The 16,907-nt window shown below is 70.7% G+C and carries 9 protein-coding genes; 1 reads left to right on the plus strand and 8 read right to left on the minus strand.

The annotated features are described in order from the left end of the window. Positions 1 to 6: 6 nt before the first annotated feature. Positions 7 to 1,305, minus strand: coding sequence for a pyridoxal phosphate-dependent aminotransferase (locus OV208_RS35055; protein WP_267578281.1), 1,299 nt, complete (start codon positions 1,303 to 1,305; stop codon positions 7 to 9). Between the two features lie 281 nt (positions 1,306 to 1,586). Here OV208_RS35055 and OV208_RS35060 point away from each other — a divergent pair, with 281 nt between their 5' ends. After that, positions 1,587 to 2,321, plus strand: coding sequence for an AMIN-like domain-containing (lipo)protein (locus OV208_RS35060; RefSeq protein ID WP_267578282.1), 735 nt, complete (start codon positions 1,587 to 1,589; stop codon positions 2,319 to 2,321). 16 nt (positions 2,322 to 2,337) lie between these two features. Here OV208_RS35060 and OV208_RS35065 read toward each other — a convergent pair whose 3' ends face one another. The 7 genes from OV208_RS35065 to OV208_RS35095 all read right to left on the minus strand — a co-directional run bounded on the left by OV208_RS35065 (position 2,338) and on the right by OV208_RS35095 (position 16,851). Further along, positions 2,338 to 2,745, minus strand: coding sequence for a hypothetical protein (locus tag OV208_RS35065; protein ID WP_267578283.1), 408 nt, complete (start codon positions 2,743 to 2,745; stop codon positions 2,338 to 2,340). 219 nt (positions 2,746 to 2,964) lie between these two features. Further along, positions 2,965 to 4,923, minus strand: coding sequence for a 4-alpha-glucanotransferase (locus tag OV208_RS35070; protein ID WP_267578284.1), 1,959 nt, complete (start codon positions 4,921 to 4,923; stop codon positions 2,965 to 2,967). A 72-nt stretch (positions 4,924 to 4,995) separates the two neighbouring features. After that, a complete protein-coding gene (locus OV208_RS35075; protein ID WP_267578285.1) occupies positions 4,996 to 8,178 on the minus strand; it encodes an efflux RND transporter permease subunit in 3,183 nt (1,060 codons plus the stop codon). A 39-nt stretch (positions 8,179 to 8,217) separates the two neighbouring features. Continuing rightward, a complete protein-coding gene (locus OV208_RS35080; protein WP_267578286.1) occupies positions 8,218 to 9,489 on the minus strand; it encodes an efflux RND transporter periplasmic adaptor subunit in 1,272 nt (423 codons plus the stop codon). A 264-nt stretch (positions 9,490 to 9,753) separates the two neighbouring features. Next, a complete protein-coding gene (locus OV208_RS35085; RefSeq protein ID WP_267578287.1) occupies positions 9,754 to 11,613 on the minus strand; it encodes a hypothetical protein in 1,860 nt (619 codons plus the stop codon). A 259-nt stretch (positions 11,614 to 11,872) separates the two neighbouring features. Continuing rightward, on the minus strand, positions 11,873 to 12,841 hold the full coding sequence (locus OV208_RS35090; RefSeq protein ID WP_267578288.1) for an ADYC domain-containing protein: 969 nt from the start codon (positions 12,839 to 12,841) through the stop codon (positions 11,873 to 11,875). Between the two features lie 188 nt (positions 12,842 to 13,029). Continuing rightward, a complete protein-coding gene (locus OV208_RS35095) occupies positions 13,030 to 16,851 on the minus strand; it encodes a bifunctional serine/threonine-protein kinase/formylglycine-generating enzyme family protein (RefSeq protein WP_267578289.1) in 3,822 nt (1,273 codons plus the stop codon). Positions 16,852 to 16,907: the final 56 nt, after the last annotated feature.

Raw genomic sequence — 16,907 nt, forward strand, 5'->3', positions numbered from 1 at the left:
AAGTCGCTATTTCCCGGCGAGGATTTCGCGCACGGCAGCCTCCACGCGGGGCAGGGCCTCCTCGATTTCAGCGACGGAGGTGGCGCCCACGGAGAGGCGGAACCAGCCGCTTTCCTCCGCGAGGCCGAAGGCCTGGAAGGGCACCACGGCGAAGCGGGCCTTCTCCAACAGGCGCTTGCGGATGGCGTCATTGGTGGCGAGCCCATCCCTGCCCACCAGGTCGAACTGGACGGACAGGTAGATGGCGCCCTGCGGCGCGATGGCGCGCACCGGCAGGCCCGCGTCCTTCATGCGCGCGAAGCCCCGGTGGAGCGCTTCCAGGCGCGCGTCGACGCTCGCGCGCATGGTGGCGAGGAAGGCCTCGGTGGCCTGCGTGTCGTCCAGATAGCGCGCGGTGGCGACCTGTTCGGCCTTGGGGGCCCAGGCGCCCACGTGGCCCAGCACGTCGCGCATGCGGGAGATGAGGGTGGGCGCGCCCACGCCCCAACCCACGCGCACGCCGGTGGCGGCGAACGCCTTGCTGATGCCGTCCACGAACACGGTGTAGGGCGCCATTTCCGGCACCAGCTCCACGGGCGTCACGTGCTTGGTGCCGCCGAAGCTCAGCACCCAGTAGATGTGGTCGTACATCAGGATGAGGGGCTTCTGGCCGCGGCCTTCTCGCGCGCGGTTCTCCTGGACGATGCGCTCGCAGATGGCGCGCAGCGCCTCCGGGTCCACCATGGTGCCGGTGGGGTTGAGCGGGCTGCACAGACAGAGCAGGCGCGCGGTGGACAGGTGCGGCTCCAACTGCGCCAGCGTGGGCATGAAGCCGGAGTCCGCGTCAGTGGTCACCACCACGCTCTTCGCGCCCAGCATGTGGGCGTAGTGGTTGTTGTTCCACGACGGCACCGGGTAGACGACGACGTCGCCCGGGTCCAACACCGCGCGGTAGGCAGCGTAGATGATGGGCCGCGCGCCGCCCGCGATGACGATGCCCTCCAGCGGGTACTTCAGCCCCAGGGAGCGCTCGTAGAAGCGCTGCACGGCCTGACGCAGCTCCAGCACGCCGTCCGAGGGCGGGTAGTTCGTCTCACCCGCCTGGAGCGCGGTGCCAATCTGGGCGCGCAGGCCGTCCGGGATGGGGAACTCCTTCGGACTGAAGTCGCCCACGGTGAGGTTGCAGACCTTCGTGCCCTTCGCCACGAGTTCGCGGATCTCCGCGGCGATGCGGAGGATTTCGCTGCCCACGAGTCCACGCACCATGGTGCCCACGGTGGTGTCGTCGCGCGAGGGACGCGGAAGGGAGGTCAGGTCGAGGGCCATGGGGCGCAAGTCTCCAGTGCAGGGGGCTCGAGGGGGTGGCCCGGGACGCGGCCGGGCGGACCCTATACGCAACCCGTCCAGTCGTGGGGACCACTTCGGCCGGGTGTCGGTGACGACCGGGTGCAGGGGGAACAGCGCGGCGAGCCGCCTCCCGGGCCTGTGCCCCTGGGCAACAGTCGCCGCGAGAGGCGGAGCATCTTCCGTGACTCGGGCGCGCACCTTGTGCGAGGACTCGGAAGTCCCCGTGGGACGCGGTTCAACTGGAAGGTCGGAGGAACAGGATGCGTCTGCGACAGGGGTTGTGCGCGCTGGGGATGGTGGGCGGGTTGCTGGGGGCGGGTTGTGAGAAGCAGGAGCCTGCCACGGTGCCCATGAACGTCCCGGCCGTGCCCACGCCTACCAACACCGTGCCGCGGGAAGGTTCCGCTCCCACCACCGCGACGCCGCCAGTGGAGCGCGTCCTGGACACGGGCAGCGCGCAGGCTCCCGTGGGAAGCACGCAGGGCACGGACAGCAAGGCCAACGCCCCGGTGGACGCGGGCAGTGGCCCGGTGGATGCGGGCAGCGCGCTGGCCGCGGACGCCACATGGACCCTGGAGACGGTGGAGAAGAAGCGCAGCGAGCCCCCCTCCGTCACGATGAGTTCAGTGCGCACCGGCACGCATGAGGGCTACGACCGCACGGTGTTCGAGTTCGCAGGCCCCCGCCTGCCGGGCTACCAGGTGTCGTACGTGAAGACGCCGGTGCAGGACTGCGGCTCGGGAGACGACGTGCCGGTGCCGGGCAAGGCCGCGCTCCAGGTGCGCTTCACCCGGGCGCAGGCGCACAACGAGCAGGGCCAGGCCACGGTGGCGCAGCGCACGTTCAAGCCCGCGCTGCCGTCGGTGCTGGAGCTGGCGCGCCTGTGCGCATTCGAGGGCGAGGTGACGTGGGTGCTGGGCACCACGCGCCGGGCCCCGTTCCGCGTGCTGGAACTCACCAACCCCACGCGCCTCGTGCTGGACGTCCAGCACTGAGGCGACGGGCAGGGCCCTACTGTTTCGGGAGCTGCGCGCGCTTCCTCGACACGAGGTCGCGCGCGTCCCGCTCCGACTCCGCGAAGTCCACCTCCACCATCCACCGGCCGGTGAAGTACAGCGCCAGCATCAGCGCCTTGGCCCCCGCGACCTCTCGCGGGCCCGTGCCGACGTAGATGTGGCCCCGGAACCACTCCGCCTTCGAGTGCTCCACCAGCAGCTCGCGCGCCTCCTTGTCGAGGAGCGAATTCGACACGTCGGAGATGAGGAAGACCGGCTGCTTTTCGGCCACCTCCTGGCACACCTCCAACACCCTCTGACAGTCCTCCAACTTCGAAGGCCCGTTGAACTTCATCACCAACAGGTCCGGCTCCTCGAAGTGCGCGTGATGCCCTCCGAAGCTCCACTCACGATGATTCGCCACGCGGTCCCCCGCTTGAAGCCTTACTTCAACAGGCATAGCCCTGATAACGCTTCCAACAGGGATTTCAAGGCAAGGATTCCAATCCAAAACGCTTTCACATTCTCTCAAAGTGAAGTCGAGCAGCCTGAGAGTGACATTGAACCCCTGACGTCGGGTCGTCAATGACAGCCGTTCAGGTGGGCCCGGCATGAGTAAGGGGTTCCCCAGTGTCTGGAGGGACTACGCGCCAGACTGGAGTTGGGAGGCGGCGCGGTCCAACCGGGCGAGGAGGTCCGCGTGGAGAGCCCGCGCCTCGGGTCCTCCCGCCCGCAGGGCCATCGCGAGCACCTGGGGCAGGTTGAGGGCGGCGCCCGCGCGCAGACGCTCCTGGTACTGGCGGGCCCAGTCGTGGGGAATGCGCAGCGACCAGTTGCGCGGGTCCACGGAGCCCGGGGCGTTGTACGTGTCGGGCATGCCCAGCAGGTCCGCGAAGAACACCATCACGCTGCGCGCACGACTGGTGAAGAGGTCCGCGAACTTCGCCTGCGCGAGCAGTCCCGGGTCCTGCGCGAGTTGGCGCGCGAAGTCCTCACGGCCCTCGGCTTCGGGGTGCAGCCGCTGCGCGAGGTAGTCCGCCTGGGCCCGCAGGCCATGCTTCCACTGCCACTCCGCGACGAGCCGCCAGAGCGACTTCGTGTCGTGGTTGCCCACCATGATCCAATCCTCGGGGGCCGCGTTCTCGCTGCGATACACGTCCGCCGGGTTGTTCAGGTCCGCCTTCTGCGTGACGCGGAAGCGGCCCAGTCCGTCGCGCGCCATCACCTGGGACAGCTCGAAGGGAAGCGTGCTCAGCACCTCGCACAGCACGTCCTCGCGGGCCCGTCCGCGCTCCTGGGCCGCGCGCACCACGGTGTCGAAGAGGCGCGCGTAGCGACCCACCTGTTCGGGCGTCAGCGACTTCACCCAGCCATCCGCGTGACGCTGCTGCGTGCGGTCCAGTTGCTCCGGAGTGACGATGGAGTAACGGGCCAGCTCCGGATGGTCCGGCAGGTCCGGCGACGAGAAGAGGCGCGCCCCGCCCTGCACGGCGCGCAGCGGATCCGCTGAGCCCGCGCGGTACACCCAGGGACACACGAGCCCGTGGGGATGGTCGATGCGCAGCCCGTCGTATTCCGAGAGCATCTTGCCCAGCCGCGCGTCCATGAAGCGCAGCACCGGACCCGGCCCCGAGCCCTCCGGGGAGACGTACTGCTCGGGGTCCAGCACCGGGTAGTTCCACGGCTGGCCTTCCGGGTTGGTGCGGCTGGGCGGCGCGCCCATGAGGTACGCGCCCAGGAACAGGCCCTGCCGCCTCCAGGTGTCCCGGGGCGAGAAACCAATCTGGAGGTCGCCGTACAGCTTGAGGCCCCAGCCCGCAGCGCGCTCGCGAAGAACTCTGTGCTGTTCGTGCACGAGGAACTGGCGGAAGGCGTACTGCTCCACCGCCTCCGCCTCGAGCGTCAGCAACTCCCGGATGCGCGCTTCCGCCCGGGCCTCTTCTCCCGGCCGGGGCGCGTAGAGGCGCCCATCCAGTGAATCCGCCCAGGAGCGCCAGTCGTCCGGAGTGCCCTTGCGAGCCCCGAGCACGTCGAACAGCGCATCCGGCTCCAGCCAGGCCCGGTGTTCCTCCCGGAACGCCGCGAAGCGCTGGTCCAACGAGAGGAGGGCCGCGGGTGCATCCGCCCGGGAGCGCTCGCGAAGGAACGTCTCCCAGGCCTCCTGCAACGCCAGCGACTGGGACCGGCACGCGTGCTGATAGCGGGCCTCCGGACCACCGCCCTCGGGCAGCTCCGCGACGAACCGCGCCAGCGTGTCGGTGGACAGCAACGCACCCCAGGGCCCTCGCGGATCCGTGAGCGGCGCGAGCGCTACGTTGAGGGTGTTGCGCGAGAACAACGTCCCGTCATACGGCGACGGGTTGTGCGCGGTGGTCTGCCCCTGGGGTCCCAGTTGGATGCCGGTGAAGCCCAGGTCGCGGGCGAAGGCGAGGAAGCGAGCGGCGCCCTCGGAGTACGGCGAGCCACGGCCCACGTCCTCGCCCGGCAAGCCGGGGAAGCTGGGGTCATGGAGGCTCAGGACCCAGCGGGTGACACCCAGTGCTTCCAGGGCTTCAGCGACGAGCGAGCGGTGCGAATCGGGCAGCGGGGACGGGAACTCCACACTCCTGACCCTATGGTCTGAAGCGAGGAGCGCCAACCGTTCCTTTGGGGTGACGCGAGGTTCCTCCGCGCATCAATCCTGTCGGGCCTGGGGCTGGGGCCTGGGCTCGCCACCGCCCCCGTGCACGGGCCCCGGCGCGCCGCCCTTGAACACCTTGAGCAGCTTCCGGGTCATCCACGTGCGACCGTCCGAAAGAATCTCATACACCGTCGGTATCACCAGCAGCGTCAGGAACGTGGACGTGATGACGCCGCCAATCACCGCGCGGCCCAGTGGGGCCCGGAAGTCGCCGCCCTCGCCACTTCCCAGCGCCACCGGAATCATGCCCGCGATGAGCGCCAGCGTCGTCATCATGATGGGCCGCAAGCGGATGCGTCCCGCTTCGATGAGCGCTTCGCGCAGGGGCATCCCCTTCTCGTGCTGCCACTTGGCGAAGTCGATGAGCAGGATGGCGTTCTTCGCCACGATGCCCATCAGCAGGATGACGCCGATGAGGCTCATGATGTTCAGCGTGTCGCCGGTCACCAGCAGCGCCAGCACCACGCCGATGAGCGACAGCGGCAGCGACACCAGGATGGCCAGCGGATCCAGGAACGAGCCGAACTGGATGACGAGGATGAGGTACATCAACATCACCGCCACGCCCAGCGCCAGGAACACCCGGCCGAACACCTCCGCCTGATCCGCGGACTCGCCGCCCGTGGACAGCTCGTAGCCTTGCGGCATGTTCACGGACTTGAGGCGCGTCTGCACTTCGTTCATCACCTCCGACAGTGAACGGCCTGCCACGTTCGCCTGCACGTTGATGACCTTCTCGCGGTTCAGGTGGTCGATCTGCGCGGGCCCAATGGTCTGCGTCACCTTCGCCACCTGCCCCAGCGGCACCACCACCGGCGCGCCCGTGGCGTCAGAGCCAATCACCAGCGGAAGCTGGGCCAAATCGGAGGGGTTCTCCCGGAACTGCGGCGCCAGTCGCACCATCACGTCGCGCGTCTCGCCAATCGGGTCCACCCAGTCGCCGGAGTCCAGCCCCGCGAAGGCCGGCCGCAGCGACTGCGCCACCATGCCCACCGTCACGTTGAGCTGCCCCGCGACGCCTCGGTTCAGCTCCACCTCCAGCTCCGGCTTCTCGCCGCGCGTGGACAGGCCCACGTCCACCGCGCCCGGCACCTGCTTCACCTCCTTCATCACCTGCTGGGCCACCTGGTTGAGCCCCTTCGAATCCGGCCCGCGCAGCTCCAACTGGATGGACTTGATGGCCCCGCCGAAGCCGCTGGTGAACACCGACACCGACACGCCACCCACCGCGCGCAGCTCATCGCGCAGCGTATTGCCCAGCACCTCCTGGCTCGCCTTGCGCTCGCCCTTCGGCTTGAGCCGCACGTACACCAGGGCCTGGTCCACACCCGGCGAGCGCAGGGGCAACGGCACGCCGATGGTCGTGTACGTGTACGCGACCTCCGGGTGTGCGCGCGTGAGGCGGGACACCTCCTCCACCTTGCGTCGCGTGTAGTTCAGGCTGGAGCCCGCGGGCGTCTCCACCAGCATCTCGATTTCGGCGCGGTCGCTCACCGGCGCGAAGCCCGCGCCGCCGAAGAGCCCCTGCAACGCCACCGCGCCCACCAGCGACCCCACCGCCAGGAGCACCATCGCCAGCCGGTGATCCAACGCCCACGCGATGACGCGCTTGTAGCGGTCCGCCTGCCGGTCGAACCAGTGGTTGAAACGCGCCAGCCCCCGCGAGATGAAGTTGCGCCGTTCGCCCTTCTCCACCTGCGGGTCGGGCCAGTACGCGCTGAGCATCGGGTCCAGCGAGAAGCTGACGAACAGCGACACCAGCACGGAGATGGCGATGGTGAGCGCGAACGGTTTGAACCACTGCCCCGCCACGCCGTACATGAACGCCACCGGCACGAACACCGCCACGATGGAGAACGTCGTGGCCGCCACCGCGAGGCCAATCTCGTTCGTGCCCTCGCGCGCCGCCGTGTAGTGGTCCTTCCCCATCTCCACGTGCCGCACGATGTTCTCGCGCACCACGATGGCGTCGTCGATGAGGATGCCGATGGCCAGTGTCAGGCCCAACAGCGACATCGTGTTGAGCGTGAAGCCGAAGGCCCAGACGCTCACGAACGACGCCAGCACGCTCACCGGCAGCGCAAGTCCGGTGATGACCGTGGAGCGCCATGAATTGAGGAACAGGAACACCACCAGCACTGTCAGCAGCGCGCCTTCAATCAGCGCCTCCTGCACGTTGAGCACGGAGTTCTCCACGCGCGTGCCCGCATCGCGAACAATCTCCAGCCGCGCATTGGCGGGCAGCCGCTGTTGGAGCGCCTTCACGCGCTCGCGCACGCCGTCCGCGACCTCCGTGGTGCTGTGGCCCTTGGACTTGATGATCTCGATGCCCACCGCCTGCGCGCCGTTGTAGAGCGACAGCGTGCGCGGCTCCTCGGTGCCGGCGAACACGTCCGCCACCTCTCCCAGCCGCAGCGTGCGCCCGTTGCGCTCCGCGATGGGCACCTGCGCGAAGTCCTCCGGCGTCGCCAGCCGGCCCTTGAGCCGGATGGTGCGCTCCTGCAGCTCGGAGTTGAGCCGGCCCACCGGCGCGGCCAGGTTCTGCGACTGGAGCGCCGCCACCACCTGCGCCACCGACAGGCCGGCCGCCTGCAACGCCACGGGCCGCACCTGCACCGTCATCTCCCGCTCCACGCCGCCCACCACCGTGGCCTGCGCCACGCCGGCCACCGAGCGCAAATCGCCCACCACCGTGGGGTCCGCGATGAGCGTCAGCGCGGGCACGTCCAGCGCATCCGACGTGAGCACCAGCGACACGATGGGTTGGTCCGCCGGGTCGAAGCGCGTGAGGATGGGCTCCTCCATCTCCTGCGGCAGGTCCGCGCGCTTGCTGGAGATGGCGTCCCGGATGTCCTGCGACGCCTCCTGCACGTCCTTGTCGAAGTCGAAGAAGACGGTGAAGTTCGCCAGGCTGTCCGTGGAGCTGGACGTCGTCTTCTTCCCGTCGATGCCGGAGATGCTGAAGATGGCGTCCTCGATGGGCTCCACGATTTCGCGCTCCACCGTGTCCGGCGATGCGCCCGGGTACGCGATGGTGACGTTGATGACCGGCTGCTGCACGTCGGGAAATTCGTCCGTCTCCAGGTTGATGAGCGCGACGATGCCGAACACGACGAGCGCCACCATCGCCGTGATGGTGACGGTGGGGCGCTTGATGGCGAAGTCGGAGATGAACACGGACCGCTCCTGCACTGCTTCAACGGGTGGGGTGCGCGCCTACGGGGCCTTCGCGGGAGGCTGGGTCGGCGCGCTCGCGGGCGTGCCCGGGGCCGGCGCGTGCGCGGGCGCGCCGGACACATTGCCCGCGCCGCCCACGCCCTGCCCTTCCTGCGGGGCTCCGGGCTTCCGCGGGCCTTCGGGCGCGGCGGAGACCTTCACGGGCGTACCCTCCGTCAGGTCGCGCGCGGACCCGAGCAGCACCACGTCCCCGTCCTTCAACCCCGAGCGCACCTCCACGGACTGCGCCACGTCGTCCCTCAAGCCGAGCGTCACCGCCACCTGCTCCACCTTGCCGCCGGAGATGCGCTGCACGGTGGGGGGCTCCTGGCGCGTGTCCAGCGCGTCCACCGGCACCGCGAGCGCCTGCTTCGCCTGGGACGCCACGCGACCTTCCGCGAACAGACCCGACAGGAGGACCTGCTCGGTGTTGGGAATGCGCACGTAGATGCGCACCTGTCCCGTCGCGGGATCCACCGCCGGGTTGATGAGCGCCACCTCTCCCTGGAAGGCGCGGTCTGGGTAGCCGTTGACGCGGAAGTCCACCCGCGTGCCCACCTTCACCTGGTCCAACTGCGCCGCGGGCACGGACGCCTCCAGCCGCAGCGTGGCCGGGTCCACCACCGTGAAGAGCGGCGCGCCCGGCTGGACGATGTCGCCCGAGTGCACCTGCCGCTCGCTCACCACGCCCGTGAACGGGGCGGTCACCTTCGTGCGTCCCAGCTGGTCCTGCGCCAGCCTCAGGCGCGCCTGCGCTTCAGCGAGCTGTCCTTCCGCCTGCGTCCTCGCCAGCTGCGCGCGTTCGAAGTCGCGGCGGGTGATGACGCCCTGTTTGACGAGCATCTGGTTGCGCTGCTCATCCGCCTTGGACACCTGCAAGGCATTGCGCGCCACGCGCAGGGTGGAAGTGGCCGCCAACACCTGCTCACGCAGGGTGCCCTCCTCCACTCGCGCCAGGAGGTCCCCCTCCTTCACCGTCTGCCCCTGGTCGGCCTTCACCTCCAGGATGCTGCCGCCCACCTCCGCCCGCACGTTCGCCACCCGCCGAGCCTGGAGCGAACCGGAGATGATGGGACCACTCTGGAGTTCCCTGGGCGCGACACGCACCACGTTCTCCGGTCCCAGGGACACCACCTGGGGCGTGGTGGGCGCCGCCGCCTCTTCCGAGCGCTGCCCGCATCCAGTCCCCAGCCAGAAGACTCCCAGCAGTGCGCCCAGCCGCAGGCCCGCGCGCGAAGCCCGGCGCCCCGTCGTTGAATCGGCTCGTCTCACGACCTGCCTCCCCCGCCCCGAAGCACGCCCCCTTGCCCAGGGCGCCTCGGGGCCGGGTAAACGTGGTGCCGCCCCCCCGCCCGGGGAAGCCACCCCGCCTTTGGAGGGTGGGGCCGCAGAACACCCGCAGGCCCCTCTCCGGCAGCCAGGGAAGCGGGCGCTGGAGCCCGGAAACGTCAACGGCCTCCGCCCCCGTGAACCGGGACGAAGGCCGCGCATGACGTCGAACCCCTCACGCACGAGGGGCAGGCAACCAGGGGGTCTCTAGTGGACCGACGCGCTGGTCGCCGTGAACGCCGCGGTCAGGCAGCTCTGGTTGGCCGTCTGGTCAAGGAAGGTCTGGCGGGCCAGCACTTCATTGAAGGTCCGGACGGGGGCGCCATCCGCGCGGTCCGGGACGACCATCGGGCCGCTCAGGAAGGGCGACAGCGCGCCGTTCCAGTTCACGTGGGTGAAGGAGATGCCCAGCTCGTCGCCGTGGCAGCCGTCACAGGTGTTGAGCGAGAACACGTGCCGGGCCTGACGGTTGGGGATGCTCGCGGCGGGCAGGCTCCAGAACGGCGGCGTGGCGAAGGGCGACGGAACGATGGAGCGGCCGCCGCGGAACGGCGTGGCGCCCACCACGAGCGGGACGGTGTACGTGCCGGCCACGATGGCGGCCGCGTTGGCGTTCACGTAGGACGGGAACACGGTGGTCTTCGTGGCGCGGTCCGGCGTCTGGGCCACGGTGTGGCTGTTGAGCAGACCCAGCACGGGACCCGGGGTCGCGAACGAGTTCGGGTTCACCGTCGTGTTCCACAGGCGGAACTCACGCAGCTCCCAGGGGTTGAGGAGCCAGTTCTCGTTGGTGCGCACCTGGTTGATGGAGCTGCGGTTGGGCTTGCGCGGCGACAGGTCGCGCTTGGCGAACTGCTCCGTGAGGGCCTCCAGCGCGGCGTTGTACGAAGCGCTGCCCAGCACCAGCCCCGACAGGGCCTGCCACTGCTGCGCGTACGCCTTGATGGAAGCGCAGCCCGTCTTGTCCACCCCGTACTCCAGGATGACCAGGAAGGGCGTCGTGTGGCAGGCGGTGCCCGTGCCCTCGGTGGCGGCGAAGATGAAGCGGCCCTCGCCCGCGCTGCCGGAGCCGTAGGCGGGGTTGCTGCCCGCGAGGTCCAGCCGGTTGACGATGGCGATGAGCTTGAAGGGCGACTTCGCCAGGTTCAGCTCACCGGTGCCCAGCTTCGGCCAGGGGGTGACGAGCTTCGGCACGATGTTGGTGCGCGGAGGGCTGACGAAGGAGTTGATGGTGCGGGGCGCTTCCCACTGACGGACCCACTCGCGCACGAAGGTGGTGGGGGCCACGCCGGTGAACGGCTGGTTGGCCATCTCCGTCATCAGGTAGTTGAAGGTCCACTTGCCCGTGGGATTCCCCACGTTGGTGCAGGGGTCCCACGTGCGCGTCGGATCATTGATGACGCCAGGGGCGCGGATGATGAGCGAGCGCGCCGGGTCCACCAGCGACGCCAGGCCGATGGGCCGGATGGGAACGCGCTGGCCCACCTGGAACACGGTGGACATCGCCGTCACCGGGACGGTGCGCACGAGCGCGCGGTTCTCGAACACCGCCGTCGTCAGCGGCTCCTGCGACTCGGACTGCGCCTGGGCGATGCGCTGCTGCTCCGCCTGGAGCGCCACGAAGTCGAACGTGCCGGAAGCCGTGAAGAGCAGGTCGCCCGCCACCGCGTCGCCATTCTGGCCGTCGTCGCGGAAGAGCAGTTGCTGGGAGCCCTCCGCCATCGTCAGCGTCTGGCCGCGGAACTGCTCGTTCTCCGACCGCTTCGCATCCAGCTTCAGCTCGAACAAGGACGCCGTGGCCTTGCTGGTCGCCCCCTGGGGGATGGCCACCAGGGACTCGACCACGGGGCGCGCCAGCTCCTCTTCCAACGCCTGGGTCACCGACCCCAGCGTCTCCTCCAACACGGCGTCCTGAGCGGACGGCTCCGCCACGGGCGCGCCGGGCTCCGAACCCTCGGGCGCGGGCTGACCACAGCCCACCGCCAGGGACGACGCCAGCAGCGCGAACGGCAGGCGCCACCGCACACTCCGGGAATGCTTCCACAGCGAAGACACGACAGGCTTCATGGGTGCTCCTTCCACGACGGGAAACCGCGACGGCAGGCATCCGATGGGGGCACCCTCACCGCCACGCCCGACGGGCTCCGGAAGGCCTCAAGCCCCGGTCCCGTTTCCCTGTGAAAGCAGCGCGCCCACCCCACCTCCGGCCCTCTGGGAACCGGAGATGAATCAGGCGTTTCCTATATCATGAAACACTGACAATTATCGACTTGCGGACTTTGTAACCTATCCCGTTACAAGTGAGGGTTTGCCGTAGCCTGGGAGGCTACAACCCGGTGGTGCCGTACGGCGTCTCGCTGATGATGCGGGTGCCGGACTGGAAGTGGGCGGTGTCACCGCAGTTCGCGATGGCGGTGACGTTCGCGCACGTCACGGGGGCCTGGGCGCGCGTCTGACTGGTGAAGCAGCGGGCGCCGCCCTCGTTCCACTCGGCCTCCGTGCTCCAGGACTCGGTGTCACCCTGGACGCCTGCGGCATCGTAGAGATTGACCCACTGGCCATCGGTGGTGTGCGACTCGCCGTCGCCGCAGAAGTCCGCGCGCACCATGCGGGTGCAGGCCTGGTGGTGGCCCGCGAGGCTCTGGCCGTTGGAGGCGGTGGCCCAGGGCTTGTAGCCAAAGTGCATGCACTTCGCGATGGCGGCGCCCTCGCAGGCGAAGGTGAAGGCCGCGGTGTCGTTGATCTTCTCGCCGCCGCCGGTGACGCCCTGGCGGTAGTCCCAGCGACCGGCCACGGCGATGGCGGAGACCGCCGCGCCGCTCGAGTCCTGGCACACCGCGCGCCAGGCGCCGTCGGTGCCCTGGTAGGAGACTCGGTAGGACCACAGGTCGCTGTCCACGCCGCTGCCCTGGGTGATGGTGTCGACGCGCAGGGGCAGGGTGGAACCGTCGCCCAGCTTGCCGACGAAGCGCGCGCCGTTGAAGCCCATGCCCGTGACGGGGTTGGCGCCGTCGAGTCCGACGAAGGCCGAGCCTTCCAGCCGGACATTGCTCAGCGCCTTGCCGCTGGAGGAGAGCGCGCCCGTGTAGGCCACGGACACCAGCATGCCGCCCAGTTCGGCGTTGTTGAGGTTGCGTCCATTCAGGTTGCGGCCGTTGAGGTTGCGCCCGTTGGGGGACACGACCTCCGCCATCTGCGTCCGCAGGGACGGCGCCTCGAACTCCGAGGATTCCGTGCCACAGCCCACCGCCACGACGGCAAGACATGCCGCGACCACTCGCTGCAACGTCATCATCTGGATGCCCCTTCCCTGCCCCGACCCCGACCCCGCACCGTGCTTCAGGTGACAAGGTCCGTCCGGTGGGAGGAAGCGGCAACCGCGGCTGGCCCTGGTGGGCACTTGCAGCGTTGGGTGGCTTCCACTCGGAAGCGACCGGGGGGCAAAGCCCGGGCTTCTTGAGGGGTTCTATCGTCCGGTGGTGCTCAGTGCCCTGCGTCCGCGGACGGAGGCAGGTCCGCGCACACGCGCAGGCCCACCGCGACATCGCGCATGGAGGCATCCGGCAGCTCGCGGTTGGTGGAGCGCGCGGATGTCACGGCGAACGAATAGCTGCCACCGCGCGCCACCGGGCGACCGGGCTCCAGCCACGAGCGCGTCCACTCCCACACGTTGCCCGCCATGTCGTCCGCGCCGAAGGGGCTGCGGGACGCGGGGTGGCTGCCCACGACGTCCGGGCCGAAGCCGCCCGGGTCCTTGCCGTAGGTGGTGTCCACGTTGGCCTCATCCGGGCCCAGCCGGTTGCCGTGGGGGTACTCGCGGCCGTCCACGCCGCGCGCGGCGCGTTCCCACTCCAGTTCCGAGCACAGCCGCGCGCCGGGCACCCGACCGGACGAAGACAGCCAGGCCACGTAGGCCTCCGCGTCGGAGAAGGAGATGCCGCTCACCGGGAACTGGCGCCAATCCTGCTCCGTGCGCAGCGTGCGTCGGGCGTAGCGCAGGGGCTCGCCGCTCTTCGCCGTGTAGAGCACGCCGCCGGGCTGGAAGCGCAGTCTCCAGCCGCTGGCGTCCGGCTCCAGCGCGAGCACCCCGGCATAGCCGCCAGTGCCCACGCGGGGCTGGCGCTGGGCGCGCTCCTGGGCGGGCAGGGCCTCCAGGTACGCGACCCAGTCCGCGAACGTCGTCTCATGGCGGGCGATGAGGAAGCCCGGCACCGTGACGGGGTGCATGGGGACGGCGTTGAAGAAGTCGCGCACGCTGGCCTCGGCGGCGCTGCCGAAGCGCACCTCGCCGGGGGGCACGTAGGCGAAGCCCGCGGGGAGCTGCCCCAAGCGGGGCAGCGGCAGGACGGCGCGACGCGACTCGCCGCGCTGGAGGAGCAGCGGCTGCACCGCGTCCTCGTGGCCCGGCGCGCGCACGGTGAGCCGGTAGGGACCAGGAGCAAGGGCCACGTCCGAACCGGGTGTCGCGCCGGAAGACACGGGCTCGCCCGCGACCTCCGGGCCTCCGGGCTCGCGCGACAGGGGGCGCAGCTCCACGGAGGCACCGGGCACCTCCGCGTTCACGGACAGGTGCGCGGGCGCGTTCCAGCGCAGCCAGCGGGTGCCGTCGGCGTCGTAGAGGCGCATGCGCTGGAGCAGCGCGGGCAGCACTGGCTCCCGCTCGCTTTCGGCCCACAGGGCGCGCTCGTAGAGGAAGTCCGCCAGCGCGTCGCGCACATCGGTGCGGCCGGGGGCCAGGGCCAGCGCGCGCTCCAGCCGGTCCGCCACGCCGTCGAAGTGGTGGGACAACTGCGCGGCGTGCCCGGTCGCCTTCAGCCAGCTCCGGTCGCCGTCCGCCTTGTGACCGGTGTCATAGAGGTGGAAGGCCTCGGTGCGCTCGGCCTGGAGCGCGTCGCGTTCGGTCCGCACGGAGTCCAGCTCCGCGGTGGCCGCGCCCAGCTCGGTGCGCACGCGCGCATCGAGGATGCGGCGCTCGCGCCACTGCAGGCCCGCGTACACCAGGGCCAGCGACACGAGGAAGCCCAGCACCAGCCCCTGTTTCAGGCGCCGGCTGCGCACGCCGGTGCGGCGCGAGGTGTCGAGGAAGGACTGTTCTCGCCGGGTGAGTTCGGAAGACTCCAGCACCCCGGTCTCCGCGAGCTGCCGGGGCCCCCAGAGTGATTCACGCGCGTGGCCCAGGCGCTCCCACTGCGCGGCGGCGGCCTCCAGCCGGGCCTGCACCTCGCGGCGCTCGCCGGCCTCCACCAGCCAGCGGGCCAGCGTGGTCCACCCGGTGAGGAGCGCCTCGTGGGCCAGCTCGTAAGCGGTGCCGCCCTCCCCTTCGCGGGCGACCAGCAGGCGCGCGCGCACCAGGGCCTCCAGCGCGGCGCGGTAGCGCGGGTCGTCGCCCACGAGCTCGCGGTCCGTCTTGCGCGCGCGGGTGCCGTCCGCGGTCACCAGGCGCAGCATCACCCCGCGCGCGGCCGAGCGCTGATCCGGCAGCAGCCGGGCCACGGCGGCGTCCGCATGCCGAGCGAGCGCGCCGGACACTCCGCCCAGCGAATCCAGCGCGGCCTGGGTCATCACGCCCCGGGACTCATCGCGCGCGTCCCACAGCTCCGCCAGCGCGAACTGGAGCAGGGGCAGGCCGCCGTCGGAGGCGGTCGTGGAGGCGACGAGCGCATCCACCACGGCCTCGGATTCGAAGCGCACGCCCTTGACGCGCGCGGGGCCGACGATGGCCTCGCGCGTCTCCTCGGAGGTGAGCGCGCGCAGCAGGTACAGCGCGTGCGGCACCTCCGGGCCCAGGCCGGGCACGCCGGTGAGGCGGGTGAGGAAGTCGCTGCGGCCGGTGGCCAACAGGCGCAGTCCGCCGGCCGCTTCGGTGAGCGAGCCCAGCGCGGCGCCCGCGAGCGCCGCCTCCTCCGGAGGGGACAGCGTCACCAGCTCCTCCAACTGGTCCATGTAGAGCAGGAGGCCGCCCACGGTGCCCAGCTTCGCGCGGAGCCTGCGGCCGAGCGACGTGGGGTCCTGACGCAGCGTCTCCGCGAGTGGCTCCTCCTCCACCTCCAGCACCGGGGCGAGCGCCACGGCGAGCGCGGAGACGGGCCTGCGTCCGGGCACGAGCCGCGCGGTGCGCCAGCGCCGGCCGTCCTCCAGTGCGCCGTCGCACACGGCGGGGAGGATGCCCGCGAGGCACAGCGACGACTTGCCGACGCCGGAGTCCCCCGTCATCAACAGGAAGGCCTCCGCCTTGAGCCGCTCCAGCACGGCGCGCTGTTCGCGGCGGCGGCCGAAGAAGAGCGAGCGGTGTTCGGCCTCGAAGGCCTGGAGTCCGCGGTAGGGATTGCCCTCCGGGACGACGACGGGCACATCCTCGCGGGTCAGCGCCTCCAGCGCGTCGAGCAGCTGCGCGGCGGAGGCGTGGCGCTCCGCCGGGTCTCGCCGCAGGCACTTGTCGATGGCGGCCGCGAAGCCTGGGTCCACTGACGAGGCGACTTCGAGCAGGGGCCGGACATCGCGGGTGCGCACGGCCTCGGACAGCTCGCGCCAGGGCACGTCACGGAAGGGGCCCCGGCCCGCGCACAGCTCGTAGAGCACGACGCCCAGCGAGTACACGTCGCTGCGCGCGGTGAGCTCCTCGCCGGCCCAGGCCTCCGGGGACATGTAGTAGGGCGTACCCACCAGCGCGCCGCGCGGCAGGGACGGCAGGAAGACACCATCCAGCGACCGGGCGCCCAGGGCGGGGCTGGCCTCGGGGTCCCAGTCCGCTGGCAGCTCCGGCGGAGGCAGGGGCGCGCGCGGGGCGACGGGCTCGCTGCTCTCGGCGCGGTCGAGCAGCTTGGCGAGCCCGAAGTCGAGCAGCTTCACCTCGCCGCTCTCGGTGAGGACGGCGTTGCCGGGCTTGATGTCGCGGTGGAGCACGCCCCGGCGGTGGGCGGCCCCCAGCCCCCGGGCCAGGTCCCGCCCGATGCCGAGCGCGCGCTCCCAGGACACGGGCCGGGCAAGCCGGTCCAGGCTGACGCCCCGGATGAACTCGGAGATGAGGTACGGCTGGTCCTCCAGTTGCCCCACCCGGTACAGGGTGACGACGTTGGGGTGCTGGATGCGGGCGGCGGCACGGGCTTCCACCAGGAAGCGCGCCAGCGCGTTGGAGCCCAGCGACGGGATGAACTTCACCGCGACGGGGCGCTCCAGGAGCGTGTCGTGCGCCAGGTACACCCGGCCCGTGCGTCCCCGTCCGAGCGGCCGCACGATGCGGTACTCGTCGAACTCCTCGGGAGGAGTCCACGCGTCGGAGGGAGAGGACGAGGCGGGAGAGCCCACCGGGGTTGCCTACGCATCCCGCGCCCGGGGGTCAACCCGGGGGCTTGCGGGAGGAG

The sequence above is a fragment of the Corallococcus sp. bb12-1 genome, assembly GCF_026626765.1.
Taxonomy (GTDB): Bacteria; Myxococcota; Myxococcia; order Myxococcales; family Myxococcaceae; genus Corallococcus; species Corallococcus terminator.

What these genes read in the sequence shown, in the direction of transcription:
- OV208_RS35055 (WP_267578281.1), bottom strand. Translation starts at nt 1,305, where the DNA reads ATGGCCCTCGACCTGACCTCCCTTCCGCGTCCCTCGCGCGACGACACC.
- OV208_RS35060 (WP_267578282.1), top strand. Translation starts at nt 1,587, where the DNA reads ATGCGTCTGCGACAGGGGTTGTGCGCGCTGGGGATGGTGGGCGGGTTG.
- OV208_RS35085 (WP_267578287.1), bottom strand. Translation starts at nt 11,613, where the DNA reads ATGAAGCCTGTCGTGTCTTCGCTGTGGAAGCATTCCCGGAGTGTGCGG.
- OV208_RS35090 (WP_267578288.1), bottom strand. Translation starts at nt 12,841, where the DNA reads ATGATGACGTTGCAGCGAGTGGTCGCGGCATGTCTTGCCGTCGTGGCG.